The following is a 24,490-nucleotide window of genomic DNA, read 5'->3' as shown; positions in this document are numbered from 1 at the left end:
CTAAAGAAGGAGAGAAAGTATGCAATTTTCAACAACGCCAACCCTGGAAGGTCAACCGATTACCGAGTACTGCGGCGTGGTCACCGGTGAGGCGATTCTGGGCGCGAACATATTCCGCGATTTCTTTGCCGGCATTCGGGATATCGTCGGGGGGCGTTCCGGCGCGTACGAGAAAGAGCTGCGTAAAGCGCGTGACATTGTGTTTAAGGAGCTGGGCGAGCAGGCCAAAGCGCTGGGCGCGGATGCGGTGGTAGGCATTGATATCGACTACGAAACGGTCGGGAAAGATGCCAGCATGCTGATGGTGAGCGTAAGCGGCACGGCGGTGAAAACCCGTCGATGAAGCGTTCGCTCTCAACCCTCCTGCTGGCGATGTTGCTGGCAGGATGCGCCTCGGAAGAGGGCATCATTGATAAAGGCGCGTACGAGCTGGATACGCGCCATCAGGCGCAGGCGGCCTACCCGCGTATAAAAGTGCTGGTTATTCACTACACCGCCGACGATTTCGACACCTCGCTTGCGACCCTGACCGATAAAAACGTCAGCTCTCACTATCTCATCCCCGCAAAGCCCCCGGCTCCGCAGGGCAAACCGCGTATCTGGCAGCTGGTCCCGGAGAGCGAGCTGGCCTGGCATGCGGGCATCAGCTTCTGGCGTGGCACCAACCGCATAAATGATACCTCCGTCGGCATTGAGCTGGAAAACCGCGGCTGGCGGAAAACCGATGGCGTGAAAACCTTTACCCCCTTCGAACCGGGGCAAATTGCGGCGCTGATCCCGCTTGCCAGAGACATCATCGCCCGCTACGACATAAAACCGCAGAACGTGGTGGCACACTCGGATATCGCCCCGCAGCGTAAAGACGATCCTGGCCCGCTGTTTCCGTGGCGCGAGCTGGCGCAGCAGGGTATCGGAACCTGGCCCGATCCGGCGCGGGTGAATTTTTATATCAATGGCCGACCGCATTATCAGCAGGTTGATACCGCAGCGCTGCTCGATCTGCTGGCGCGCTACGGTTACGAGGTGCCAGAAAACAGCACGCCCGCACAGCAAAAACGCATCATCATGGTTTTCCAGATGCATTTCCGTCCGCAGTTATGGAATGGCGTCGCGGATGTGGAAACTATGGCGATTGCCGAAGCACTTTTAGAGAAATACGGGCAGGGGTAAACCTTCGGATTACCCTCGAATGGGTATATTTTCTTAGGTTTCTATCAGATTAATCCTAAGTACAAACTCATTTCATTTTTAGTTAATTGACTTAAAATTATCCCGATTTAAGATGGACACATAGCGCGCTAAGTAATGTAGCGAATTAATTAAAAACTTTACTCTTTTATTTTTATTCTTGAAATTTTCATCAGGTAAAAATTTATGGTTCGGCGTAAACGCCGCGGCCATCTTATTTTAAAAAATCACATCTTGAATCGGGTATAACAATGTTAAGCATCTATGGAAAAAAATTACGTCCACAATATGAAATGGAAAGAATTATTTCTGCAACCGCAGGCGTTGAAGAAAAAACGTTAAAAAAATGGCAGAAAATTTCCACTTCTGATTCCGGTTATATTCATATTATCGTCAGCGGCGAGGTCGAATTTCGACGTGAATCTGACGAACTGTGCATGTTCACCGTCACCGGGCAATGCATTTTCGGCCTGTCGTCAATGTATTACAACGCCACCCATATGTACGGCCTTGTCCGGACGAATACGGTCGTTCGCTCGATCAAGAAAGAGGTCTTCGCCCAGTTGATGACCGAAAAAAATCTGTGGCCTGACCTGACTAAAGTCCTGTCCTGGTACATATGCCTGATGAGCAAACGTGATGATGTTCTGGTTGCCCGCAGTGCGTATTCTGTTGTTCGTGAATTTTTATATGAGATTAACGACCTGATTGTTCATCAGCAACGTGATATTAACGTTTATGATTACATTCAGGAATACACTAACCTCGCACGTAGCACCATTATCAAAATCCTCTCCGACCTGAAAAAAGGTCAATATATTGTGGTGGAAAAAGGACGACTGCTTAACCTTACCGCACTGCCTGAAAAATATTAATGCCTACTCCCGCCGTTCTTCTTTTTCACTGAAAGGAGAACGGCTATTTCCACTGTTTTTTACACTCGCTTGTGAATTATCCTGCGTTTCGTCAACCGGCGGCGCGGGAATTTTTCCTTGAGAATAATCCTGCTCCTGCTCTTTTAACGCCTGCTTAAATAATTCTGTTAATGATGACTCTTCACTGCTCGCGCTGACGGGAGCGATATCGTGCTCATGCGCCTCGGTTCCGGGTAAGGTATCCCGCGAGGTATCGTGCGGCACCGCGCCGTCGGGCGCCTGCTGCCAGTCGGCATCATCACTGTTGATCGGCAGATCCTGCATCGGTGGAACATCAACAGGCACTGGCGCAACTTTAGGCTGCGGATGCGGGAACGGTTTACTCACGTATACGTAATGCATATCCGAAAGCTGCGTTTCCGGTTTCGCAACGCTGGCGTTGACCGGTTCAGGCGCCGGGTGGCGCAGGTTCCAGTAGATGTGCATATACAGGCCGACAACCAGCATGGCGCAAAGCCCGACCAGCCATAACGCCGTTTTGCCGAATATGTTTTTCAGGCTGGGGAGACGGTACGAAAACCAGACCGCTTCCCCGGTTGTATAGCTGCGCTGGGCCGCAAGACAGATGGTCGACATTAGGCTTTCTTCTCCTGCATTTTCGCGTCCGGGGTGGTGCGGGTGGCCTGAATCAGTACGCTCGGCGTGCTGTTGGTCACGCGCATCAGCTGCATCAGCGTATCTTCCCCGGGGATGCCATCCACGTGCAGATGCATTTTTTGCTGGAACTCGCGGGTGCGTTTCATCATCTCTGCGGTCCAGATCCGGGCATGCGTTTCAGGCTGGCTCAGCGCCAGGCTTAATTGCTGATCCAGCCAGGCCATGTCTTTGCTGTCGCTGGCCGCGCCGATCGCGTCTTTACCTTCCGGTGTCAGGCGGTGCAGCTGGGTGAAGTTGCCGGTCGCGTGCCGGTTAAACCAGCTGCGGCTCACCTGCCAGGTCCGGTTATTCATTAACAGGTCAATGGACGTCTCTCCGACCCTGGCGACCACCGCATAGTTAAGATGGTCGCTGGTTTTCAGTTCACTGACCCACGGATAACCTTCCTGCGCCAGCGTCTCCGGCGACGCGTTCCCCTGTTTACACATCAGATTCACTTTGGCGGCGTTCTGGCACAGCGCATCTTCAGCCGAGGCGTCATACCCCCACATGAGATAAAGCTGATGCATCGCATCCGGCTGATTAACCATTTCGTTGTCGATAACCGGCACTACGGCTGCCTCAGGTTTTGGCGTCTGCTGTTTCCAGCTGACGGGCACCGGCAGCTGGAACGGCAGGCGCGCGCCGATCGACGAGGAAAAATACCAGCCGCAGGCGGCAAACAGCACGGATGCAAACAGCCCCACGGTCGCCAGGCGCTTACCGTGTTTTTGGGCGGGCAGGATCTCTCCCGCCGCCAGACGTAAATGGCGTGGGCTGACCTGCGCCGCGCGTTCCGTCCAGGCGGCGAGCATTGACAGGTGTGCCAGTTCGTTCAGTTTGCTGATATTGCCTTTGGTCAGCGTGTGCATTTTGCGCACACGGGCAGGCGGCAACGGCGAATGTTCACAGCCGTGCTCTTCACACTGCCCCTGCACATAGCTCAGGTATTCGCGGCAGGTGAGGGGGCGCAGGACATGATGGGTGTGCGTATATTCGCGCAGTTCAGATTGCTTTAGCAGGTGCTCCTGATCCGCCGTGCCCGTCAGCACCACGGCGAGCCGGAAGTTCAGCTCCTGGGCGCGCGTGAGCAGCGTGCCCAGGACTTCACGGCAGCTCTCCTTCATGGCTTCGGAATGGGCGATCGTCAGCACTCGGGATTTTGCTTTCCCCTCCTGCCACTGGCGCAGGACGGCATCCACCGCCTGCATGCGATCTTTAATCGCTTTCGTTCCCGGGTTGAGTTTGTACAGCAGGCTACTGGCACTCAGTTTGGGAAACGCGTTGATGGCAAGAACGGTAGGGTTGCTGGCTTTCAGCGCGTCGATGAAGTGGCTCAGAAGCGGAGCGTCGTCGCAAAAAAGCCCGATAATTCCCGCCAGCTGGGTTTTCTCTTTCAGCAGGTTGAACACGTCCTGATGATAAGGCACCAGAAAATCACCGGATAAACGGGTGATTGTCCTGAATGGCGGATTTTTAAAATTAAAGTGGCTCTGATACATAACGACTGACCGTCTCTGATTAGGAATAGCAACAGCAGCAGAAAGTAAGGTAAAGCCCATGAGCGGTCAATTTGCAGACAGGGTAAAAATATCCAGCTGGCCGCGCCTAACATCTGGATTTTATACGGTCAATATTTTTCTGTATGAAAGTTGGTGGCGAAGTCAGTGGTCGTATTTGCAACAGCTTATTACTATTTTCCTCCATATTGGCGCAGTATGACGCTGCTTATTTTTGCTTTGCTATAGGCCGGATAAAAAATGAGGTTCTCATTTCTGTCACGGTGGATAACGCCTTGTATTATGTTTGTGCTGCTCATTTTTAGCGGCCAGCAAGGGTATCTCACCTTAAAAGATTATAAAAAAGTTACGAATAAGTTGGCTAAATCTGATCTACAGCCGCTGAAAAAAACGCGCGAAGAGAAACCCTTTACGCTTTTTACGGCTGCCGTCCGTCAGGAGAACTTACCGGATGCGGCAAAAGCCCCGCTGGCAGCGGAGATAGAGGGCATTGTGCGCAGTGATGACGCCTGGCTCTCCTTCGCTGTTATCAAAACCCCAGGCGGTCAGCGAAGCTACCGTGAGGGTGAACCTCTCGCCGGATTTAACGACGCATTTATTCAGGAAATAAACAAAGATAATGTGGTGGTTAATTATGAAGGTGCTACGCAGGTACTGGCGTTAAATAAACCGGACTATTTTAAGGGTGGCGTGGATAGCGGCCCGGTTACAAAATCGACGAAAGATGCTGGCGCAGACAGTTTGCATCTTGATGATTATCTGGTGTTAAAACCCATCATTGAAAAAGGCCGACTGGAAGGCTACAGGATAAATCCAAGGAATGCCTCCGCCTTTTACAGTCAGTCAGGTCTGGAAAAAGGCGATGTGGCGATTCAGGTTAACTCTGTCGATATGACCGATGAAGCAAAAGCGAAAAGCATTATTGCCAACTGGTCGAAAATGAAAGAAGCGGAGGTCGTCGTACGGCGTCACGCTCACCTTGAAAATATTCGGGTTAATGTTCTAAACAATTAACAAGTGTGCAGACATGAAAAAATTTCCCTGGGCGTGCGTGGCGCTGACCGCATTGTCGTTATATTCCAGTTCGCTGCTTGCAGCTAACTTTAGCGCGAGTTTTAAAAATACTGATATTCGCGAGTTTATCGATACGGTAGGTCGCAATCTCAACAAAACCATTCTGGTCGACCCGTCCGTCCAGGGAACCGTCTCGGTCCGAACCTACAACGTGCTGACGGAAGATGAGTACTACCAGTTCTTTCTGAGCGTGCTGGATCTCTACGGCCTGTCGGTGATCCCGATGGATAACGGCATGGTCAAAGTGGTGCGCTCAAGCGTGGCGCGTACCGCCGGTGCGCCGCTGGCTGACAGCAAGAACCCGGGCAAAGGTGACGAGATCATCACCCGCGTGGTGCGCATGGAAAACGTACCCGTTCGCGAACTGGCCCCGCTGCTGCGTCAGCTCAACGATGCCACCGGCATCGGGAACGTGGTGCACTTTGAGCCGTCCAACGTCCTGCTGTTAACCGGTAAAGCCTCGGTGGTGAACCGCCTGGTGGATCTGGTGCAGCGCGTCGATAAAGACGGCATTCAGCGCCGCGAAATCGTCCCGCTGCGCTTTGCCTCTGCCAAAGAGCTTTCGGAAATGTTGAATAACCTCAACAACGAAGAGCAGAAAGGACAGAACGCGCCGCAGCTGGCGACCAAGGTGGTGGCGGATGACGAAACCAACAGCCTGGTGATCAGCGGTTCGGAAGATGCGCGGGCGCGTACCCGTTCCCTTATCCATCAGCTGGATCGCGAGCAGAATAACGAGGGGAACACCCGCGTCTTCTACCTCAAATATGCCAGCGCCACCAAAGTGGTGCCGGTGCTGACCGGGATTGGCGAGCAGCTGAAAGACAAGCCGGGCGCGGCCAAAGCGAAAACCGCGAGCGCCTCAACCGACCTGAATATTACCGCCGACGAGTCAACTAACTCCCTGGTGATCACCGCGCAGCCTAACGTGATGAACTCCCTGGAGAAGGTGATCGACAAGCTGGATATTCGCCGTCCGCAGGTGCTGGTGGAAGCGATCATTGCCGAAGTGCAGGACGGCAACGGCCTGGATCTTGGCGTGCAGTGGACCAGCAAACACGGCGGCGTGCAGTTTGGCGCTACCGGCCTGCCAATCAGCCAGATTAAAAATGGCACCATGAAGGGGGCGAGCTTCACTGGCCTGGCAACCGGCTTCTTCAACGGTGATTTTGGCGCCCTGATGACCGCGCTCTCTACCGACGGTAAAAATGACATCCTCTCCACGCCAAGCGTGGTCACGCTGGATAACAAAGAAGCGTCGTTCAACGTCGGTCAGGATGTGCCGGTGCTTTCCGGTTCGCAAACCACCAGCGGCGACAACGTGTTTAACTCCGTTGAGCGTAAAACCGTGGGGACCAAGCTGAAGATTGTGCCGCAAATCAACGATGGCGACATGATCCACCTGAAGATTGAGCAGGAAGTGTCCAGCGTTGACAACAGCGCGACGGAAGATTCCAGCCTCGGCCCAACCTTCAACACGCGCACGATCAATAACGAAGTGATGGTCCACAGTGGTCAGACGGTGGTGCTCGGCGGCCTGATGGAAAATGTGACCAAACAGTCGGTCTCCAAAGTGCCGCTGCTCGGCGATATCCCGCTGGTCGGTCAGCTGTTCCGCTACACCTCGCAGGATACCTCCAAACGCAACCTGATGGTGTTTATTCATACCACCGTCCTGCGTGACGACGACAACTACAGCGCAGCCTCGAAAGAGAAATATGACCAGATCCGGGTGCGCCAGATGCAGCGAGCGGAAGAGAAGAAGCTGGGCATTATTGAACCGACGGACAACGCTGTACTGCCAGCGTTCCCTGCCGCCAGCGCCGCACCCGCGAAAACCTCCGCGGCACGCAATCCGTTTAAAGAGTAAGGCGGAGGGATACCGTGGACGAATTGAGTAAAACCCTGTGTAGCAGTAACTACGCAAAAGATAACGGCGTTCTGCTTTACAACAATGACGTCTATATCCGTGAGGACACCCCGGCATTAGCACTGCTGGAGGTGCGCCGGGTGCTGGGACGCGCGTTCGTCCCGATCACCTTGGCGCCGGAAGCGTTTGACGAGATGCTGGCTAAAATCTGGCAGCAGAGCAGCGGCGTGTCGCAGCAGCTGGTGGACGATATGGACGCGGATATCGATCTGATGGCGTTAACCGAGGAGATCCCGGATAACGAAGATCTGCTCGATAACGACGAAAACTCGCCGGTGATCCGCCTGATCAACGCCATTCTCGGCGAGGCGGTGAAGGACGGCGCGTCGGATATTCATATCGAAACCTTCGAGCGCACCCTGAGCATTCGCTTTCGCGTTGACGGCGTGCTGCGCCCGGTGCTGCAACCGGCGCGTAAGCTCGCCCCGCTGCTGGTGTCGCGTATCAAGGTCATGTCAAAACTCGACATTGCCGAAAAACGCCTACCGCAGGATGGCCGTATCTCTCTGCGCATCGGTCGCAAGGCGATCGACGTGCGCGTCTCGACCATTCCGTCCCAGTACGGCGAGCGCGTGGTGATGCGCCTGCTCGATAAAAGCAATCTCAAGCCCGACATCAACAAGCTGGGGCTGATTGATGAAGAGCTGGAGAAGCTGAAAGGGCTGATCGACCGCCCGCACGGGATCATCCTCGTTACCGGCCCGACGGGTTCCGGTAAAAGTACCACGCTCTACGCCATACTGTCGGCGCTGAACGGCCACGAACGCAACATTCTGACCGTGGAAGATCCGATTGAGTACGAGCTGGAAGGGGTGGGGCAGACGCAGGTTAACCCGCGCGTGGACATGACCTTTGCCCGCGGGCTGCGCGCGATTCTGCGTCAGGACCCGGACGTGGTGATGATCGGGGAAATTCGCGACGGTGAGACCGCCCAGATCGCGGTGCAGGCGTCGCTGACCGGTCACCTGGTGATGTCGACGCTGCACACCAACAGTGCCGCAGGGGCGATAACCCGTCTGCGGGATATGGGGCTGGAGTCGTTTTTAATCGGTTCATCGCTGCTCGGTGTCATTGCCCAGCGTCTGGTGCGTCGGCTGTGTACGCACTGCCGCACCACCAGTCCGCTGGACGCCAATGAAAAAGCGCTGTTCAGCTTTATTGACGCGCCGCCAAAAGCGATTTACCGCGCGGTGGGGTGCGAACAGTGCCGTCAGAGCGGCTATCAGGGCCGCGCCGGTATCCATGAATTTCTGGTGGTGGACAGCGCCATGCGCCGCGCCATCCATGAAGATAAGGACGAAATGTCCCTCGAAACGCAGCTCTTTAAGCAGGCCTACAGCCTGCGTGAAAACGGGTTGCTGAAGGTGATTAGCGGCGTGACGTCTCTGGAAGAAGTCATGCGCGTCACCGCCGAGCGTGGGGGGGATGCGTAATGGCTTTCTACGCCTGGACAGCGACGGATGCCGCGGGGAAAACCCAGCGCGGGACGTTACAGGCCGAGGGGCAGAAGCAGGTTCGCCAGTGGCTTCGCGAGCAAAAGCTGATGCCCGTCAGCATCACCGAAACCCGCGAGGCGGCGGCAGGCGGGAAAGCGAAAACCGGGGCGAAGCTCTCCACCCCGGTGCTGTCGATGTTTACCCGTCAGCTTTCGACGCTGGTCAACGCCGCGCTGCCGCTGGAGAGCGCGCTGAAAGCGATCTCGAAGCAGACGGAAGACAAAAAGCTGGCGGCGATGGTGGTGGAGATCCGCGAGAAGGTGGTGGAAGGCCACACCCTGTTCGATGCCTTCAGCCAGTTTCCGCGCACCTTCGACAAGCTTTACTGCACGCTGGTGATGGCCGGGGAGAAAACCGGTCACCTGGGCGACGTGCTGGAAAAGCTGGCGGAGTACAACGAGCAGCGCCAGAAGATGAAAAGCAAGCTGACGCAGGCAATGGTCTACCCGATAACCCTCACCGTGGTCGCCATCGCGGTTATCAGCATCCTGCTGGTGGCGGTGGTGCCGCAGGTGATTGAGCAGTTCACCCACATGAAGCAGCAGCTGCCGATCACCACCCGGACGCTGATTGCGGTCAGTGATTTCCTGCAAGCCTGGGGCATTTATATTGTGGGCATTCTGGGCGGCGGCTTTATCGGCTTCAAAACCTGGCTGAGGAATGCCAAAAACCGTTTTCGCTGGCACAGCTGGCTGGTGAACGGCTCGCCGATTAAAAAGCTGGTCTGCGCCATCAACAGCGCCCGCTATATCCGTACCCTGAGCATTTTGCAGGCCAGTAGCGTGCCGCTGCTGGAGGGGATGTATATCGCGATGGACGGTATCGAAAACCTCTATGCCCGGCAGGTGCTGGAGCAGGCCGCCGACACCGTGCGCCAGGGGGCGTCGCTGTATGCGGCGCTGGAACAGGCGAAATTATTCCCGCCCACCATGCTGTATATGATTGCCTCCGGCGAAGAGAGCGGGGAATTAGGTAATTTAATGGATCGCGCGGCGGAAAACCAGGAATCGGCCTTACAACATCGAATTACATTAACGCTGTCGGTGTTTGAACCGGCGCTGGTGGTATCCATGGCGACGATTGTTTTATTCATCGTGCTGTCAATATTACAACCGCTTCTGCAACTTAATAATATGGTAGGTTAAATCATGGCTTTAAAACGTAAAAACCTGGCTCGCCAGGCGGGCTTTACATTGCTCGAATTAATGGTGGTCATTGTTATTCTCGGCGTACTGGCGAGTATGGTGGTGCCAAATTTAATGGGCAATAAGGAAAAAGCTGATACGCAAAAAGCAACCAGCGATATTGTCGCGCTCGAAGGCTCGCTGGATATGTACAAGCTGGATAACCACCGCTACCCGACCACAGAGCAGGGTTTGCAGGCGCTGGTGACCAAACCTGAAATCGCGCCAATCCCGAACGGCTACCGCACGGACGGCTATATCCGTCGCCTGCCGCAGGACCCCTGGGGCAATGATTATATTCTGGTAAGCCCGGGTGAACACGGCGCGGTGGACGTCTTCTCAGCCGGTCCGGACGGCGAAGCCAATACCGCCGATGACATTACCAACTGGTCTCTGGATAAGAAAGAGAAATAATGAAAAATCAACGCGGCTTTACGTTGCTGGAAATTATTCTGGCGCTGGTGATATTTGCCAGTTGCGCCATGATGGTGGTATCCACCATTCCTTCGCGCAGCGGCGCGGATATATTTGGCCAGCAATTAAAAGCGCTCGTTGATTATGGTTCAGACCGTGCGGTGATGGACGGAAATATTGTCGGGCTGGTGATCACCACCGATAAATATCAGCTGGTGACGATCGCCGATAAAAATGGCGAGCGTCACTGGGTGCCATTATCTGCCGGACGCATTACCACCAAAGGTGATTTTCCGGAAGAGATGCACGTGTCGCTCTCGCCGCAGCGCCTGGCCGCGACGGTGACGTCCGAGCCGCAGGTGATCTTTTTACCGGACGGTGAAATCAGCCGCTTTACGCTGACGCTGCAAAGTTACGACAAACAGCACCATTTCCGCGTGGTGTCGCAAGGTGCGGCGCCGGTATCGGTAGAAAACGATGGCTAACGGCAACAAAAAGCAAAAGGGGATGACGCTGCTGGAGGTGATGGTCGCCCTGGTGATTTTCTCCACCGCCGCGCTGGCGCTGATGAACTCGGTCTCCCTGAACGTGCGTTTTACTCATGGCCTGGCCGATACCTTGCAGGCCAGTTGGGTGGCGGAAAACCAGCTGGCGGAAGCACAGCTCACGAAAACCGACTTCCCGGATGCTGAACAGCAGGGGACGGAAATCATGGGCGGCCGCAGCTGGAACTGGCGTAAGCAGCGGGTGAAAACCGCCGACAACGTCTGGGCGAATACCCTACGCGTGTATGCGGAAGGCGATGAGAGCCAGCCGGTTATTTCCCTGCGCATCATTCCGCCGGGAGAGAGCAAGTGAAGAAAACGCGACGCCAGCGCGGTTTTACCCTGCTGGAAATCATGATTGCGCTGACTATCTTCGCGGTGATCAGCACCCTGGCCTGGCAAATTCTGGACGGCGCGATGCGTACCAGCTCGGCGACGGATGCCAGCGCCGCAAAGCTCAACCAGCTTCAGCGTGCCTGGAGTCTGATGGAGCGTGATTTTTTCCAGCTTCAGGCGCGCGCCCCGCGTAATGAGCCGGAGCTGTTTCGTCAGGAGGGCGATACCCTTGAACTGACCACCCTGAATGGCGTGAGCGGAACGGTCCAGCTGGAGCGCGTGCGCTGGCGGCTGGAAGAGGGGCGTTTGTATCGCGACGTCTGGCCGGTCATTGACGGCCCGGCGGACGTTAAGCCTGACGAAGTGCCGATTGTCAGCGGCGTAAAATCATTGCAGTGGCGTTTTTATCGTCAGGGCTGGCTGACAGCCTGGCACGACGCCGCCCATCTGCCGGACGGCGTGGAGATTACGTTGACGATGGAAAACGGGGATACCTGGCGCTGGGTGTTCACCACGCCGGGTGATATGCCGGAGGTGGCCGCTGCCGCGGCGCCAGAGAAAGCCGCCGACGCGCCTGCGCCGACCCCGGATGCAGCGCCTGCGCCGGAGACCAGACCATGAAGCGGATCCGTCAACAACAGGGCGTCGCCCTGCTGGTGGTGCTGATTTTGCTGGTGATGATGTCGGCGCTGGCCGCCAAAATCAGCCAGCAGTTCTGCCGTAATTTGCAGAAAACGCATTATCAGGTAAGCCAGCAGCAGCTGCGCTGGGCGATGCAGGCCCAGGAAAAAGTGGTGAAGGACCGGTTACAGACCGACGCCAGCGGCGAGAGCAAGCCGCTGGCCCTGGACGGCGACTGGCATCAGCCGCTGGAGACGCAGGGTGAAGATTATACGGTCGTGAGCCAGGTGGAAGATGCGCAGGACTGCTTTAACGTCAACAACCTGTTGACCGCCGACGTCGCACCCCAGGGGCAAAGCGCTCCCGCGGTGGCGGAAAAACCGCGTAAAGAGCGGATTGTTGAACAACTCCTGACGGAAAGCGGCCTCAGCCCGGGCACGGCGGAGGCGGTCTATTTCCAGCTGGTGGATTATCTCGATGGCGACAGCACCACGGCGAAAGAGGGGGCCGAAAGCGATGCGTGGGCTGGCGTCGTGCCCGCGCGGCAACCGGCAAATCAGATGATGCGCAGCATCGCGGAAATCAAACTGCTGCCGGCGTTCCCTGTTACGGCGTATCCGAAGGTGAGCAAGCTGTTATGCGCGCTGCCGGACGCTGCCAGCAAGATCGATGTCAACACCCTGCAACCGGAACAGGCCGCCGTGCTGGCGGCCATGTTCCCGGGAAAACTCACGCGGGATGACGCCGTTCGCCTGCTGGATGCGCGTCCGGAATCGGGCTGGGAAAATATGGAAGCGTTCAGCAAAGCGCTGGAGCAGGCCTTCCCGCAGTTAAAAGACGATCTCCCGCAGGTGGCGGATCAATTTTCTATAAACAGCCGGTACTTCCGCGTGAATTACACCGGCAATACCGATGAATTAACGCTTCGCGTGGTCAGCCAGCTTCAGGTGAATAACGAAGCCGGTGAGATCGTGACGTGGCAGCGTCGTTACCGAATGATTGAATAAGAAAAGTAGAACGTTATGAAACAGGTACTTTTTGTTCGTCCCGACAGCCGCGAGGGCGGGAAAATAATGTGGTGTGAGTCCGGCAGCGAGCGCGTCGAGGTGGTCGACAGCCTGGAGATGCTGGCCGAACACCCCCTGGCTACGCGCGTTTGTCTCCTGTTGCCCGCCAGCGACATGATTTTCCGCCATTTTACGCTGCCGAAAAAGGTGGCTTCTCAGGCGATGGCCTTCTCGTGGATGGCGGAAGAGACGCTGATTGGCGACGTGGACAACCTCCACTGGACGGTACTCCACAAAAAAGGCGCCGACGTCGACGCTGTGGCCATTGACGCCTACCGCCTGCGCGCGGCATTAACCCGCTGTCAGGAGGCCGGATTAAACGTGATTCAGGCCCTGCCTGATGCCTGGCTCTTGCCCGTGACGGCAGGGGGCAGCACGCTGGTCGCGCAGGATGATGGCTACTGGCTGCGTTTATCGCCCCATGTGGCGGGTGAAATGGAGGCAGCCCTGCTGCCGCTGTTAATGCAGAAAGCCGGGGTCGGGGAAGTGTGGTGCTACGGCGATGCGCCTGCGAAGGTGCACGTTGACGTGCAGCATGCCTGGCAGCATCCGCTGGCGCTGATCCAGCCGCAGTGGCAAACCTGCCGCGTTAACCTGCTTCACGGTGAATTCAGCCTTAAGGCCGGTCATGGGCGGGCGGCGAAAAGTATGAAAGCGGCGATGGTGGCGGCGGGCGTGCTGTCTGTTGGTCTGCTGCTGGGGCCACGCATTGCGATGGCCTGGATGCTGGTGCAGCAGGAAAATCGGGTGCAGGAGGAGATCGTCCAGGTTTATCAGCACCATTTCCCCAGCATGCGTCAGCAGACCAATTTCAAATATCACTTTGGTCAAAGCCTGAAAAAACAGAGCAAGGGATTCTTTCTTCAGCTTGATGAGCTGGAGAAAGCCCGGCAGGCAGTCCCTGCGATGGAGATCGATCTGCTGGAATACGATGCGCAGCAAAACACCCTGACGCTCAGCGTCAGCGCGCAAAACCAGCCCGCGTTGCAGGCGTTTGTTAACCAGACCCGTGAGAATTTTGATTTTACCTTACAGCCTGTTTCAACAACCGAACCGTATACCGCCATGATCGCAGGGAAACATAAATGAAAGAGCGAATCGCGCAGCTGAAAGCGCGCTATCAGAATTACAGCGCCCGGGAAAAAATTATTTTAAAAATATGTGCCGTTGCCATTGTGGGGGCAGCGGTGTATTACACAGGAGTGATCCCCTTGGATAATATGATTCAAAATAGTAAATCGACGCTTAAAAGACAAAAAGAGACGCTTAACTGGATGCGCAGTGAAATTGATAAAAATCATCTTCAGGTCCAGTTAGTCAAAACGGATAACCCGCGTACGGTGGTCGAGAACAGCGCCCATGAAATTAACCTTTCACTGACGGATGTGCGCCAGGAGGGGCAAACTTTATCGTTCGTGGTGAATCGGGTGAATGTGTATGAATTAAAAAGCTGGCTGCGCGAAATTAATCAGACCTCCGGCGTGAGACTGCAAAAAATAAACCTCACGCCGGTTGACCACCTCAGCGACGTGAAAGCGCAGGTGCAGCTCACCTGGTCAAAAAACGCATGAATACCTTCGCGCTGATACGGGACGCCTGCCCGGTAGGGTTCCCGATAATGAGTGCGATCCTGGGTGGCATTGTGGGCAGTTTTCTTGGCGTTGTCGCCGAGCGCGTACCGGGGATGGTGATGGATGAGGAGGGGAATGGCAATCTGCTCTTTCCGGCCTCGCACTGTCCGGTGTGCCAGCACACGCTTGCGGCGTGGGAAAACATCCCGCTGCTCAGCTGGCTTTTATTACGGGGGCGCTGCCACCAGTGCGGCAGCGCGATCCCGCTGCGACTCTTTCTGGTCGAACTTGTCACCGCTTTGTTTTTTGGCATCACCGCCTGGTGCATGCCGGACGTTCAGGCGCTGTTCTCTTTGTGGTTACTGGCGGCTTTTTTACTGCCGCTGGCCATGATCGACTGGCAGCACCAGCTGCTTCCGGACTGCCTGACCCAGCCGCTGCTGTGGGCGGGGTTAGTGCTCCATGCGTTTGACCACACGTTGCCGCTACGCGATGCGCTGTTCGGCGCGGTGGCGGGCTATCTGTCGCTCTGGCTGCTCTACTGGGCTTTTCGACTGATCGCCGGACGAGAAGGTCTGGGTTACGGGGATTTTAAGCTACTGGCGGCGCTGGGGGCCTGGTGCGGCTGGCAGGCGTTGCCCTCCATTGAACTGGCGGCAGCGTTAAGCGGTATTGTCGGTTATTTCGCCGTAAATAATTTAAATAAAAATAACCTCACTATTTCTTTTGGTCCTTATCTCGCCTTTGCTGGAATAGGGGTGTTTATTAGTCAGCAAATTGCTTTCACATTTTAAATATACAGGTCAAGATTTTTTATAAATCTTTTTGATGGAGGAAGGAAAGGACGATCCTTTACGCTCAGTGTATCGTAAGAGATATAAGCTACACGGGATTTGGCTTGTATCTTTTAATGGAGGAATACAACGCAGCAACAATTTTTTGTTCACGGCACTCACGTTGGTTAAATACGCATTACGCGAAACGCATCCATGATCTCACGGAAGACATGGGTTACTACGTTATAAATAAATTTATCAGGAAATAAAAATGAAATTTATGAAGCCAAAATATCTGGCGCTCTTTATTGCGGCGGCAACCAGCTCCGCATTTGCAGCAGCGCCAGGTGCACCGACGATCGGCTATGGCAATGACAAATTTGCCCTGGTGGAAGTCGATCAGGCTGCTCAGGATTATAACAATCTTGTCAAAGTGCATAACGATGGCGTGGATGTAAAAGTTGAGTGGAACGTCTGGAGTGGTGATGCGCCAACTTCTGCGAAAGTTCTGCTGGACGGACAGACCGTATGGACCGGCGCAGCCGGTGCGACGGGCTCTGCAACGTTTAAAGTGAAAAAAGGCGGGCGTTATCAGGAACAGGTTGAAGTCTGTAACGCCAGCGGCTGTGCGAAAAGCGCCAGTAAGCTGATTATTGTGGCTGACACCGACGGTAGCCACCTGCTGCCGCTGAATACGTCTCTCCAGGAGAACAACAAAGCGTTCGCGAAGCATACCGATAAAGTGGTTGCGGCCTACTTCCCGGAATGGGGCGTTTACGACCGTAACTTCCCGGTTGATAAGATCCCTGCGGCAAACCTCAACCACATTCTGTACGGCTTCATTCCAATCTGTGGCGGTGACGGCATCAACGACGGCCTGAAAACCATTGAAGGCGGTAACAGCTTCCGCGTGCTTCAGAACGACTGTAAGGGCCGTCCTGACTTTACCGTGGCGATCCACGACCCATGGGCTGCGCTGCAAAAACCACAGGCTGGCGTCTCCAACTGGGATGACCCGTACAAAGGTAACTTTGGCCAGCTGATGGCGCTGAAAAAAGCGCATCCAGGCCTGAAAGTGTTGCCATCTATCGGCGGCTGGACGCTTTCCGATCCGTTCTTCCACATGGGCGACCCGGCTATCCGCGCACGCTTCGTCTCTTCTGTGAAAGATTTCCTCCAGACGTGGAAATTCTTTGACGGTGTGGATATCGACTGGGAATTCCCGGGCGGTGGCGGTGTAACCGAAACCATCGGCAACCCGCAGCAGGATAAAGCGACCTATACCGCACTGATGCACGACCTGCGCACCATGCTGAACGAGCTGTCTGCACAGACGGGCCGTACCTATGAACTGACCAGCGCCATCGGTGCAGGCCGCGATAAGATCGAAGACGTGGATTACACCACGGCTCAGCAGTATCTCGACCACATCTTCCTGATGAGCTACGACTTCTACGGCGGCTGGAGCAACACCGTTCTCGGCCACCAGGCTGCGCTGCGTGCGCCAGCATGGCGTCCTGACACCGATTACACCACTGAAAACGGCGTTAACGCGCTGCTTGCGCAGGGCGTACAGCCAGGCAAGATCGTGGTGGGTGCGGGCATGTATGGCCGCGGCTGGACCGGCGTGCATGGCTACACCGGTGACAATCCATTCACCGGTACGGCAACCGGCATGGTGAAAGGCACCTGGGAACCGGGCGTGGTTGACTATCGTCAGATCGTGAACGAATACAAAGGCAAACCAGGCTGGGAATACGGCTACGACACGACCGCTGAAGCCCCTTACGTCTTCAACAAATCCACCGGCGACCTGATCTCGTACGAAGATGCGCGTTCAACCACGGCGAAAGGCAAGTATGTTCTGGCCAATAAACTGGGCGGTCTGTTCGCGTGGTCTATCGACTCTGATACCGGCGACATTCTGAATGCGATGAACGAAAGCCTGCTGGGCAGCGACTCGACTCCGGTTGATCCGGTGGTCACCAACCACGCGCCAATCGCGTCCTCTGCCGATCAGAACGTGTCTGGCCCGGCAACCGTCACGCTCGATGGCTCTGCTTCCAGCGATCCTGATGGCGATGCGATTACCTACAAATGGACTCAGGTCTCTGGTCCGTCTGTCACCATCAACAACAGCACCAAAGCGAAAGCGACCTTCAACGTTGCGGCAGCGACCACCGACCAGACCATGACGTTCCGCCTGACGGTGACCGATGCAAAAGGCCTGAGCAACGCGATTGATGTACAGGTGGTGAACAAGGCGCCGAAAGCTAACCAGGCTCCGGTTTTAAACCCAATGGAAGCGATCACGCTTGAATCTGGTGAAACCTATGCGCTGCATGCCCAGGCTGCGGACCCAGACGGTGATGCGCTGACCTACGCCTGGAGCGTACCAGCAGATATGCACGCCACCGGAACTGACTCCGCGAACGTGAATATCACGGCACCGGAAGTGAGCTCGACGTCTACCTACACCCTGAGCGTGGTGGTGAGCGACGGTAAGACCAGCGTGCAGTCTAACGTCCAGGTTACCGTGAATCCGAAAGCGGCGCCTGCACCGGTACCTGCTGACGAAGACACTAACCCGGCGGATGACGTTACCCCTCCGGCTGATGATGTGACTCCTCCGTCTGACAAAGGAAGCTGCGATGCCCCTGTGGATGCTAACGCCAGCAAATACGCGGCGTGGGAATCCAGCAAAATCTACAACGGTGGCGATACCGTAAGCTTCGACCATCTGGTATGGAAAGCGAAGTACTGGACTCAGGGCAATCAGCCTGGCTTCGGTGTGGATGCATGGGAGCTGGTGAGCAACGTGAAGATGAACTGGCGTTCTGACCTGGTGTACAACGGCGGCGACACCACCACCTATGAAGGCAACGTTTACCGTGCGAAATGGTGGACCCGTGGTGATAACCCAGCCAACAGCGACGTATGGGTAAAAGAAGGCGCATCAACAGATTGCAAATAATCTAGCCCATTAATGACTCCCCCTTCAGAGGGGGAGTCATTCAAAATTCATTTTACAGGATGTTGGTAAGGAGAAATAACCGAAACTGTCAGCAGGTAAAAATGAAAAAGTTGATTTTGTTGTTATTGATAATAAGCCAAAGCGCACTGGCAAATTGTTGGGATAAAGCGGCGCATTATTATCATGTCGATCCTTATTTACTGTACGCGATAGCGAATGTGGAATCCGGTATGAATCCGTATGCGGTTGGGCAAAACCGCGATGGCACGCGGGATGTCGGGCTGATGCAAATCAACAGTTCGCATTTTTCCGCGCTGGAAAGCAGAGGCATCGACGAATACCGATTAATCACGGAGCCGTGTACTTCGATCATGGTCGGGGCTTCTATCCTCTCCGGGATGATCAGGGTGTATGGCTATAACTGGGAAGCCGTTGGCGCATATAACGCCGGACTGAAAAAAGAAAATTATCCGCAGAGGATGAAATATGCCCATAAGGTCTGGGCCAAATATCAGCAACTGAAATTAGCAGCACGATATTAACGTTTTTTATTTTTGAAGAATTCCTGAAGGTGTTCTTCGAAAAGTGAAAACAGCTGAATGTGGTTTATGTATTAACGGAGTAATACCTAAGCCGGGATATTAACATTTAATTTGAAATAAACAGGAAAACTGAAATGAACAAAAGGACGTTACTGAGTGTACTCATTGCGGGAGCCTGCGTGGCGCCATTCATGGCCCAGGCTGCGAATCTGAAGGAGACCAGCAGTGAGCCGTACACCATCAAAGCCAGCGATCTGGCGAAGAAAGAGAAGGAACTGACGGACTTCCCGCTGATGGCTTCGGTGAAAGAGACCATCCAGACGCTGGATAACGCGCAGGTCGAACTGATTGAGCCAGGCCGGGCGGCAAACCCGGACAACGTTAAACGCGTTGAAGGGATTGTGAAAGCCAGCGACTGGGAATATCTCTTCCCGCTGCGCGCGCAGGCCTATACCTACAGCAACTTCCTGAAAGCCGTGGGTAAATTCCCGGCGCTGTGTAAGACCTACAATGACGGTCGTGACAGCGACGCCATCTGCCGCAAAGAGCTGGCCACCATGTTTGCCCACTTTGCCCAGGAAACTGGCGGCCACGAAAGCTGGCGTCCGGAAGCCGAATGGCGTCAGGCGCTGGTCCACGTACGTGAAATGGGCTGGAGCGAAGGGCAGAAGGGCGGTTATAACGGCGAATGTAACCCGGACGTCTGGCAGGGGCAGACCTGGCCTTGCGGTAAAGATAAAGACGGCGATTTCCTGAGCTACTTCGGTCGTGGGGCGAAACAGTTGTCCTACAACTACAACTACGGTCCATTCTCTGAAGCGATGTACGGCGACGTGCGTACGCTGCTCGACAAACCTGAGCTGGTGGCGGACACCTGGCTGAACCTGGCGAGTGCGATCTTCTTCTTCGCCTATCCGCAGCCGCCAAAACCAAGCATGTTGCAGGTGATCGACGGTACATGGCAGCCGAACGACCACGATAAAGCCAACGGTCTGGTTCCGGGCTTTGGCGTGACCACCCAGATCATCAACGGCGGCGTTGAGTGCGGCGGCCCGACTGAAATTGCGCAGTCTCAGAACCGTATCAAGTACTACAAAGAGTTTGCAAACTACCTGAAAGTGCCTGTTCCGGCGAACGAGGTGTTGGGTTGCGCCAACATGAAGCAGTTCGACGAAGGTGGCGCAGGCGCCCTGAAGATTTACTGGGAACAGGACTGGGGATGGAGCGCGGATACCCCGGATGGCAAAACCTACTCTTGCCAGCTGGTGGGCTACCAGACTCCGTTCAGCGCCTTTAAAGAAGGTGACTACAGCAAGTGCGTGCAGAAGTTCTTTAACGTGAAAATCGTTAACGATGATGGTTCTTCCGTTACCCCGGACGAAACCCCGGTAACGCCAACACCGACGCCATCTGGCGATGAAACGCCAGCGCCAACACCAACACCAACGCCGGATGAAACCCCGGTCGAACCTGTTGTGGTGAACCACGCGCCGGTTGCGCAGATTGCCGGTCCGATCGGCGCAGTTGAAGCGGGTGCGCAGGTTTCTCTGAGCGCGGAAGGCTCTACCGATCCAGATGGCAACAAGCTGACCTATACCTGGCGTTCCCAGGATGGTCAGACTGTTTCCGGTCAGGACAAAGCGGTTGTGACCTTCACCGCGCCAGAGTCTGCGACGGCGCAGCAGTATGAAGTGAGCCTGACCGTCAGCGATGGCGAGCTGAGCAGCACCACGTCTTACCTGCTGAACGTGAAAGCGAAAGCGGCAACGCCATCCGGAGAAGACACGTCTTACCCGGCATGGAGCGCGAACAGCAAGTACAACGCCGGTGATATCGTGAACAACCACGGTAAACTGTTCCAGTGCAAACCGTTCCCGTACAGCGGCTGGTGTAACAACTCTCCAACGTACTATGAACCAGGCGCAGGTCTGGCATGGGCTGAAGCCTGGACGGCGTTATAAACAGCAAACGGCAACCCCCAGGGTTGCCGTTTTAGTGTCTGCACCCTCTCCCTGTGGGAGAGGGCCGGGGTGAGGGCATCAGTCCGCACTCTCTGTTTTTTGCCGGGTGGCGCTGCGCTTACCCGGCCTACATGAGGCTGGAACGCTTACCGGTGCAACTTCCCGTGATCCCGTAACCACGCCGCCGTACGCACTATCCCTTCATCCAGCGATACAATCGGTTTATACCCCAGTTCGTTCTCCGCCCGCGAAATATCCAGCGTAAAATCAAAGTTGAGCTTCGACACACCGTAATGCGTCAGCGCAGGCTCTTTCGCCGATTTACTGCCAAAGCGCTCCATGCTGCGGGCAATCATGTCCAGCATCGGGTAGGGAACGGAACGGATCCGGCAGTCGATCTTTAACTCGTCAATCAGCCTTTGCACAATGCTGCGCAGGGTACAGGGTTCGCCGTTGGTGATGTTGTACGCGCGGCCCGACACCAGCTTATCGCATTCCGGCTGGCTCGCCAGCCACATGGCGTGAACGGCATTTTCGTAATAGGTCATGTCCACCAGCGCATCGCCGCCGCGCGGTAACAGCACGCTGCCGTAGTGGTGCATCATCTGGGCCAGTCGCGGGATAAAGACTTTGTCGTGCGGCCCAAACAGGCTCTGCGGACGCAGCACGGTAAAGCGGGTGTGCGGGTTTGACTGGGCCAGCAGGTCGATCACCTCTTCGCCCGCCGCTTTACTGCGGGCAAACTCACAGGCGAAGCGCGCTGGGCGGAAATCTTCCTGAATATCACGATGGTGGTGATAGTCGAAATAGAGCGACGGGGAGGAGATATGAATAAAGTTACGCACGCCCCAGGCGACGGCCCATTCGCCCAGACGACGCGTGGCGCGCACGTTAGCGAGATCAAAGGCTTCCTGGGTACCCCACGGGGAGGTAAAACTGGAGCAGTGCCACAGCGTATCGATACCGGCGAGCATCACCTTGGCCTGAGAGGAGACCAGCTCCGTCAGATCGGCATGGACAAATTCAGCGCCCATTTTTTGCAGGAGCTTACCCATCGCCTCATTGCGACCGGTGGCCCTCACGCTGATGCCTTTGTTGCGCAGAAACTCGACCGCATTTCGGCCTAAGCCGCTGGTCGCCCCGGTAACCAGTACCTTCATAACAATCCACTGTGTTGAAAAGAATTTCGTGCGCATTCTTTCGTGAATTACGATGTGTTGCAATGGGAAAGGTGAAAGAAAAAGCGTTTTATTTAGTTACCTTCCTGCTTTTGTTCTGCCAGTTGCGCTATCCGTTTCGCCATTCCACGGAAGATAAACAGGTGTGCCGGGATCATCAGCAACCAGTAAAACAGACCCGGCATTCCGTGCGGATGCCACCATGCCCGAACGTCCAGTTCACGATGGTCGCCGTTGTCCTTCAGGGTGAAGCAGAGCCGCCCCAGCCCCGGCGCCTTCATGCCAAACAGCAGCGCCAGCTGTTTTTCCGGCTCAACGATAATCACCTTCCAGCTGTCGACGGTATCGCCCACCTTCAGCCAGGGATGGGCAGGGCGGCCTTTTGCCAGCCGGTGACCGACCAGCAGATCCAGCGCGCCGCGCGTTTGCCAGAGAATATTGCCGAAGAAATAGCGCTCTTTGCCGCCGATTTGATTCACCACTTCCCACAGCGCTGCCAGGCTGGCAGAGGTTTTTACCGTACAGCCCGCCTGCTTCGGATAATAGCCGTACTCTGGCCGCCAGCGGGCAAACGCCTGCGCGTCGTAGCCCCAGTCGCTGGAGTTCACCAGCTTCTCTTCTTCTTTCAGCGTATTGCGCACCGCGTCGTCAAAGTGGATCAATTCCTGAGGGATTAAGGCGCGCAGCGCACGATCGTCCGCCAGCAGATCGTGCTTCAGCCCCTGGATCAGCGCTTTGGCGGTCGTCGGCGGCACGGAGGTGATCACATTCAAAAACCACACCGATATCCAGCGGGTCGGGAAGGGGATGGGGATCAGCCAGCGGCGGCGGCCGCTCACCCGCATAAAATGTTCGAACTGCGCCTGATAGCTCAGCACTTCCGGGCCTGCCGCCTCCAGCACGCGATGCTGCTCCGCCGGGTGATCCAGCAATGCCACCAGATAGTGGAGTAAATTCTCCAGCGCAATGGGCGTGGTGCGTGAGCGTACCCAGCGCGGCGGCGTCAGCACAGGCAGGTTGTAGACCATATCGCGCATCACTTCGAATGCGGCGGAACCCGCGCCGACGATGATCCCCGCCCGCAGTTCGGTGACGGGGATATGGGCGCTTCGCAGCGTTTCCGCCGTCAGCTGTCGGGCGCGCAGATGGTCTGACTGCTCGTGCTCAGGCGCCTGGAGCGAGCTTAAAAAAATCACCTGCTTCACCGGCGTTTGCCGCAGCGCATCACGAACGTTCATCGCCACCTGACGCTCGTGGGCGATAAAATCGCCGCCTTCGCCCATGCTGTGGACAAGGTAGTAAAGCGTATCGACCCCTTCCAGCAGCGCAGGAAGCGCTTTCGGCCAGTTAAGGTCAACGTTGTGACACGTCACGCCAGGCAAATATAGCTTTTGCAGGCGTTCCGTGTGGCGTGCCGCTGCCAGCACCTGGTGCCCCTGCTGGCTTAACGCAGTGGTCAGATGCTGACCGATATACCCGCTGGCGCCGAGCACCAGAATACGTTGCGGCACGGTATGCTCCTTAACGCTGTAAAAATGCCTGCCAGTGTTTCACCACCTCGGTCAACTGCTCGCGGTTAACGTCAAGATGCATCACCAGACGCACGACCGGGGAGGCGTTAATCAGCACGACACGGGCTTTCATAAAGTCGCCCAGCGCGGCAGCATGCTCATCGCCGACGCGGACAAACAGCATGTTGGTGTCGTGACGTATGACATCAGCGCCGATTTCACGCAGCTGCGCTGCCATCCACGCCGCATTGTCGTGATCGTCTTTCAGGCGTGACACGTTATTTTTCAGGGCGTACAGTCCGGCAGCCGCCAGAATACCCGCCTGACGCATCCCGCCGCCGGTCATTTTGCGCCAGCGGTTGGCGCGCCTGATGTAGTCCGCGCTGCCAACCAGCAGGGAACCTACCGGCGTACCCAGCCCTTTAGAGAGGCAAATGGTGAACGAGTCGCAATATTGGGTGATCGCTTTCAGCTCGCAGCCGTACTCCACCACGGCGTTGAAGATACGTGCGCCATCAACGTGCAGGCCGAGCTTACGCTCGCGGGTAAAGTCCCATGCCGCTTTCAGGTATTCGCGCGGCAGGACTTTACCGTTATGGGTGTTTTCGAGGCTCAGCAGTTTAGTGCGGGCGAAGTGAATATCATCGGCTTTGATTTTCGCCGCGACCTTGTCCAGCGGCAGCGTACCGTCCGGCGCAGCATCGATCGGCTGCGGCTGGATGCTGCCAAGCACCGCCGCACCTCCGGCTTCGTACAGGTAGTTATGCGCCCCCTGGCCGACGATATACTCTTCGCCGCGCTCGCAGTGGCTGAGCAGCGCCACCAGGTTAGCCTGCGTGCCGGTAGGCAGGAACAGGGCAGCCTCTTTACCGCTCAGCTCTGCCGCATAGCGCTGGAGTTCGTTGACCGTCGGGTCATCGCCGTAGACGTCGTCCCCGACCGGGGCGGCCATCATCTCTTCGAGCATGGCGCGGCCCGGACGGGTAACGGTATCACTACGTAAATCAATCATTTCACATCCCTTTAATTTA

General features: G+C 55.9%; 23 protein-coding genes. 18 read left to right on the top strand and 5 right to left on the bottom strand.

Going from position 1 to position 24,490, the window contains the following annotated elements:
• Positions 1 to 19: 19 nt before the first annotated feature.
• From ACNQ0W_RS01220 to ACNQ0W_RS01210, 3 genes are all read left to right on the top strand, one after another.
• A complete protein-coding gene (locus tag ACNQ0W_RS01220; RefSeq protein WP_062932117.1) occupies positions 20 to 343 on the top strand; it encodes a heavy metal-binding domain-containing protein in 324 nt (107 codons plus the stop codon).
• Positions 340 to 1,170, top strand: coding sequence for an N-acetylmuramoyl-L-alanine amidase (locus ACNQ0W_RS01215; protein ID WP_062932116.1), 831 nt, complete (start codon positions 340 to 342; stop codon positions 1,168 to 1,170). Before ACNQ0W_RS01220 ends, ACNQ0W_RS01215 begins: the two co-directional genes overlap by 4 nt.
• A 269-nt stretch (positions 1,171 to 1,439) precedes the next feature.
• Entirely contained in the window at positions 1,440 to 2,063 is a 624-nt protein-coding gene (locus tag ACNQ0W_RS01210) for a helix-turn-helix domain-containing protein (RefSeq protein WP_062932115.1), read from the top strand.
• Between the two features lie 3 nt (positions 2,064 to 2,066).
• On the opposite strand, the gene ACNQ0W_RS01205 is transcribed toward ACNQ0W_RS01210, so the two are convergent.
• Positions 2,067 to 2,699 carry a hypothetical protein gene (locus ACNQ0W_RS01205; protein WP_062932114.1) on the bottom strand — a complete coding sequence of 211 codons (633 nt, stop codon included), beginning with the start codon at positions 2,697 to 2,699 and terminating at the stop codon, positions 2,067 to 2,069.
• A complete protein-coding gene (locus ACNQ0W_RS01200) occupies positions 2,699 to 4,261 on the bottom strand; it encodes an ExeA family protein (protein ID WP_062932113.1) in 1,563 nt (520 codons plus the stop codon). The genes ACNQ0W_RS01205 and ACNQ0W_RS01200 overlap by 1 nt, the downstream gene beginning before the upstream one ends.
• 300 nt (positions 4,262 to 4,561) lie before the next feature.
• Here ACNQ0W_RS01200 and gspC point away from each other — a divergent pair, with 300 nt between their 5' ends.
• The 15 genes from gspC to ACNQ0W_RS01125 all read left to right on the top strand — a co-directional run bounded on the left by gspC (position 4,562) and on the right by ACNQ0W_RS01125 (position 20,770).
• Positions 4,562 to 5,293, top strand: a complete 732-nt coding sequence (gene gspC, locus ACNQ0W_RS01195) for a type II secretion system protein GspC (RefSeq protein WP_062932112.1) — start codon at positions 4,562 to 4,564, stop codon at positions 5,291 to 5,293.
• 13 nt (positions 5,294 to 5,306) lie between these two features.
• Complete coding sequence (gene gspD, locus ACNQ0W_RS01190) at positions 5,307 to 7,223, top strand: type II secretion system secretin GspD (protein ID WP_062932111.1); 1,917 nt, start codon at positions 5,307 to 5,309, stop codon at positions 7,221 to 7,223.
• Positions 7,224 to 7,237: 14 nt separating this feature from the next.
• Complete coding sequence (gene gspE, locus ACNQ0W_RS01185) at positions 7,238 to 8,716, top strand: type II secretion system ATPase GspE (RefSeq protein WP_062932110.1); 1,479 nt, start codon at positions 7,238 to 7,240, stop codon at positions 8,714 to 8,716.
• Positions 8,716 to 9,924: a type II secretion system inner membrane protein GspF gene (gspF, locus tag ACNQ0W_RS01180; protein ID WP_062932109.1), complete on the top strand. Its 1,209-nt coding sequence runs from the start codon at positions 8,716 to 8,718 to the stop codon at positions 9,922 to 9,924. The genes gspE and gspF overlap by 1 nt, the downstream gene beginning before the upstream one ends.
• Positions 9,925 to 9,927: 3 nt before the next feature.
• A complete protein-coding gene (gspG, locus tag ACNQ0W_RS01175) occupies positions 9,928 to 10,377 on the top strand; it encodes a type II secretion system major pseudopilin GspG (RefSeq protein ID WP_047051793.1) in 450 nt (149 codons plus the stop codon).
• Complete coding sequence (gspH, locus tag ACNQ0W_RS01170; RefSeq protein ID WP_047051794.1) at positions 10,377 to 10,862, top strand: type II secretion system minor pseudopilin GspH; 486 nt, start codon at positions 10,377 to 10,379, stop codon at positions 10,860 to 10,862. Before gspG ends, gspH begins: the two co-directional genes overlap by 1 nt.
• Complete coding sequence (gene gspI / locus ACNQ0W_RS01165; protein WP_045348025.1) at positions 10,855 to 11,235, top strand: type II secretion system minor pseudopilin GspI; 381 nt, start codon at positions 10,855 to 10,857, stop codon at positions 11,233 to 11,235. The genes gspH and gspI overlap by 8 nt, the downstream gene beginning before the upstream one ends.
• Positions 11,232 to 11,879, top strand: coding sequence for a type II secretion system minor pseudopilin GspJ (gspJ, locus tag ACNQ0W_RS01160; protein WP_062932108.1), 648 nt, complete (start codon positions 11,232 to 11,234; stop codon positions 11,877 to 11,879). The genes gspI and gspJ overlap by 4 nt, the downstream gene beginning before the upstream one ends.
• Complete coding sequence (gene gspK, locus ACNQ0W_RS01155; protein ID WP_047718679.1) at positions 11,876 to 12,886, top strand: type II secretion system minor pseudopilin GspK; 1,011 nt, start codon at positions 11,876 to 11,878, stop codon at positions 12,884 to 12,886. Before gspJ ends, gspK begins: the two co-directional genes overlap by 4 nt.
• Positions 12,887 to 12,901: 15 nt before the next feature.
• The gene (gspL, locus tag ACNQ0W_RS01150) at positions 12,902 to 14,035 is read left to right on the top strand and encodes a type II secretion system protein GspL (RefSeq protein ID WP_062932107.1); all 1,134 of its coding nucleotides are present in this window, start codon (positions 12,902 to 12,904) and stop codon (positions 14,033 to 14,035) included.
• On the top strand, positions 14,032 to 14,517 hold the full coding sequence (gene gspM / locus ACNQ0W_RS01145) for a type II secretion system protein GspM (protein WP_047718677.1): 486 nt from the start codon (positions 14,032 to 14,034) through the stop codon (positions 14,515 to 14,517). Before gspL ends, gspM begins: the two co-directional genes overlap by 4 nt.
• Entirely contained in the window at positions 14,514 to 15,311 is a 798-nt protein-coding gene (locus ACNQ0W_RS01140) for a prepilin peptidase (RefSeq protein WP_062932106.1), read from the top strand. Before gspM ends, ACNQ0W_RS01140 begins: the two co-directional genes overlap by 4 nt.
• A gap of 253 nt (positions 15,312 to 15,564) precedes the next feature.
• On the top strand, positions 15,565 to 18,267 hold the full coding sequence (locus tag ACNQ0W_RS01135) for a glycosyl hydrolase family 18 protein (RefSeq protein WP_047051799.1): 2,703 nt from the start codon (positions 15,565 to 15,567) through the stop codon (positions 18,265 to 18,267).
• Between the two features lie 101 nt (positions 18,268 to 18,368).
• On the top strand, positions 18,369 to 18,809 hold the full coding sequence (gene iagB / locus ACNQ0W_RS01130) for a type III secretion system invasion protein IagB (protein WP_047051800.1): 441 nt from the start codon (positions 18,369 to 18,371) through the stop codon (positions 18,807 to 18,809).
• 134 nt (positions 18,810 to 18,943) lie between these two features.
• On the top strand, positions 18,944 to 20,770 hold the full coding sequence (locus tag ACNQ0W_RS01125; protein ID WP_047051801.1) for a chitinase: 1,827 nt from the start codon (positions 18,944 to 18,946) through the stop codon (positions 20,768 to 20,770).
• A gap of 146 nt (positions 20,771 to 20,916) precedes the next feature.
• On the opposite strand, the gene ACNQ0W_RS01120 is transcribed toward ACNQ0W_RS01125, so the two are convergent.
• The 3 genes from ACNQ0W_RS01120 to ltaE form a co-directional block, all read right to left on the bottom strand.
• Complete coding sequence (locus ACNQ0W_RS01120; RefSeq protein ID WP_017384852.1) at positions 20,917 to 21,930, bottom strand: NAD-dependent epimerase/dehydratase family protein; 1,014 nt, start codon at positions 21,928 to 21,930, stop codon at positions 20,917 to 20,919.
• 92 nt (positions 21,931 to 22,022) lie between these two features.
• Positions 22,023 to 23,459, bottom strand: coding sequence for an SDR family oxidoreductase (locus ACNQ0W_RS01115; protein ID WP_062932105.1), 1,437 nt, complete (start codon positions 23,457 to 23,459; stop codon positions 22,023 to 22,025).
• Positions 23,460 to 23,469: 10 nt separating this feature from the next.
• A complete protein-coding gene (ltaE, locus tag ACNQ0W_RS01110) occupies positions 23,470 to 24,471 on the bottom strand; it encodes a low-specificity L-threonine aldolase (protein ID WP_062932104.1) in 1,002 nt (333 codons plus the stop codon).
• Between the last annotated feature and the right edge of the window lie 19 nt (positions 24,472 to 24,490).

Source organism: Enterobacter cloacae complex sp. 6730903 (assembly GCF_048283985.1).
GTDB lineage: Bacteria > Pseudomonadota > Gammaproteobacteria > Enterobacterales > Enterobacteriaceae > Enterobacter > Enterobacter hormaechei_C.
This window is presented reverse-complemented; position numbering and strand designations above follow the sequence as displayed.

Bases quoted from the DNA above. Each gene is read 5' to 3' on its own strand.
- gspK (WP_047718679.1), top strand. From the start codon at position 11,876: ATGAAGCGGATCCGTCAACAACAGGGCGTCGCCCTGCTGGTGGTGCTG.
- gspC (WP_062932112.1), top strand. From the start codon at position 4,562: ATGTTTGTGCTGCTCATTTTTAGCGGCCAGCAAGGGTATCTCACCTTA.
- gspD (WP_062932111.1), top strand. From the start codon at position 5,307: ATGAAAAAATTTCCCTGGGCGTGCGTGGCGCTGACCGCATTGTCGTTA.
- ACNQ0W_RS01120 (WP_017384852.1), bottom strand. From the start codon at position 21,930: ATGAAGGTACTGGTTACCGGGGCGACCAGCGGCTTAGGCCGAAATGCG.
- ltaE (WP_062932104.1), bottom strand. From the start codon at position 24,471: ATGATTGATTTACGTAGTGATACCGTTACCCGTCCGGGCCGCGCCATG.
- ACNQ0W_RS01205 (WP_062932114.1), bottom strand. From the start codon at position 2,699: ATGTCGACCATCTGTCTTGCGGCCCAGCGCAGCTATACAACCGGGGAA.
- ACNQ0W_RS01210 (WP_062932115.1), top strand. From the start codon at position 1,440: ATGTTAAGCATCTATGGAAAAAAATTACGTCCACAATATGAAATGGAA.
- gspM (WP_047718677.1), top strand. From the start codon at position 14,032: ATGAAAGAGCGAATCGCGCAGCTGAAAGCGCGCTATCAGAATTACAGC.
- iagB (WP_047051800.1), top strand. From the start codon at position 18,369: ATGAAAAAGTTGATTTTGTTGTTATTGATAATAAGCCAAAGCGCACTG.
- gspL (WP_062932107.1), top strand. From the start codon at position 12,902: ATGAAACAGGTACTTTTTGTTCGTCCCGACAGCCGCGAGGGCGGGAAA.
- ACNQ0W_RS01200 (WP_062932113.1), bottom strand. From the start codon at position 4,261: ATGTATCAGAGCCACTTTAATTTTAAAAATCCGCCATTCAGGACAATC.
- gspI (WP_045348025.1), top strand. From the start codon at position 10,855: ATGGCTAACGGCAACAAAAAGCAAAAGGGGATGACGCTGCTGGAGGTG.
- ACNQ0W_RS01135 (WP_047051799.1), top strand. From the start codon at position 15,565: ATGAAATTTATGAAGCCAAAATATCTGGCGCTCTTTATTGCGGCGGCA.
- gspF (WP_062932109.1), top strand. From the start codon at position 8,716: ATGGCTTTCTACGCCTGGACAGCGACGGATGCCGCGGGGAAAACCCAG.
- ACNQ0W_RS01140 (WP_062932106.1), top strand. From the start codon at position 14,514: ATGAATACCTTCGCGCTGATACGGGACGCCTGCCCGGTAGGGTTCCCG.
- ACNQ0W_RS01215 (WP_062932116.1), top strand. From the start codon at position 340: ATGAAGCGTTCGCTCTCAACCCTCCTGCTGGCGATGTTGCTGGCAGGA.
- gspH (WP_047051794.1), top strand. From the start codon at position 10,377: ATGAAAAATCAACGCGGCTTTACGTTGCTGGAAATTATTCTGGCGCTG.
- ACNQ0W_RS01220 (WP_062932117.1), top strand. From the start codon at position 20: ATGCAATTTTCAACAACGCCAACCCTGGAAGGTCAACCGATTACCGAG.
- ACNQ0W_RS01125 (WP_047051801.1), top strand. From the start codon at position 18,944: ATGAACAAAAGGACGTTACTGAGTGTACTCATTGCGGGAGCCTGCGTG.
- gspG (WP_047051793.1), top strand. From the start codon at position 9,928: ATGGCTTTAAAACGTAAAAACCTGGCTCGCCAGGCGGGCTTTACATTG.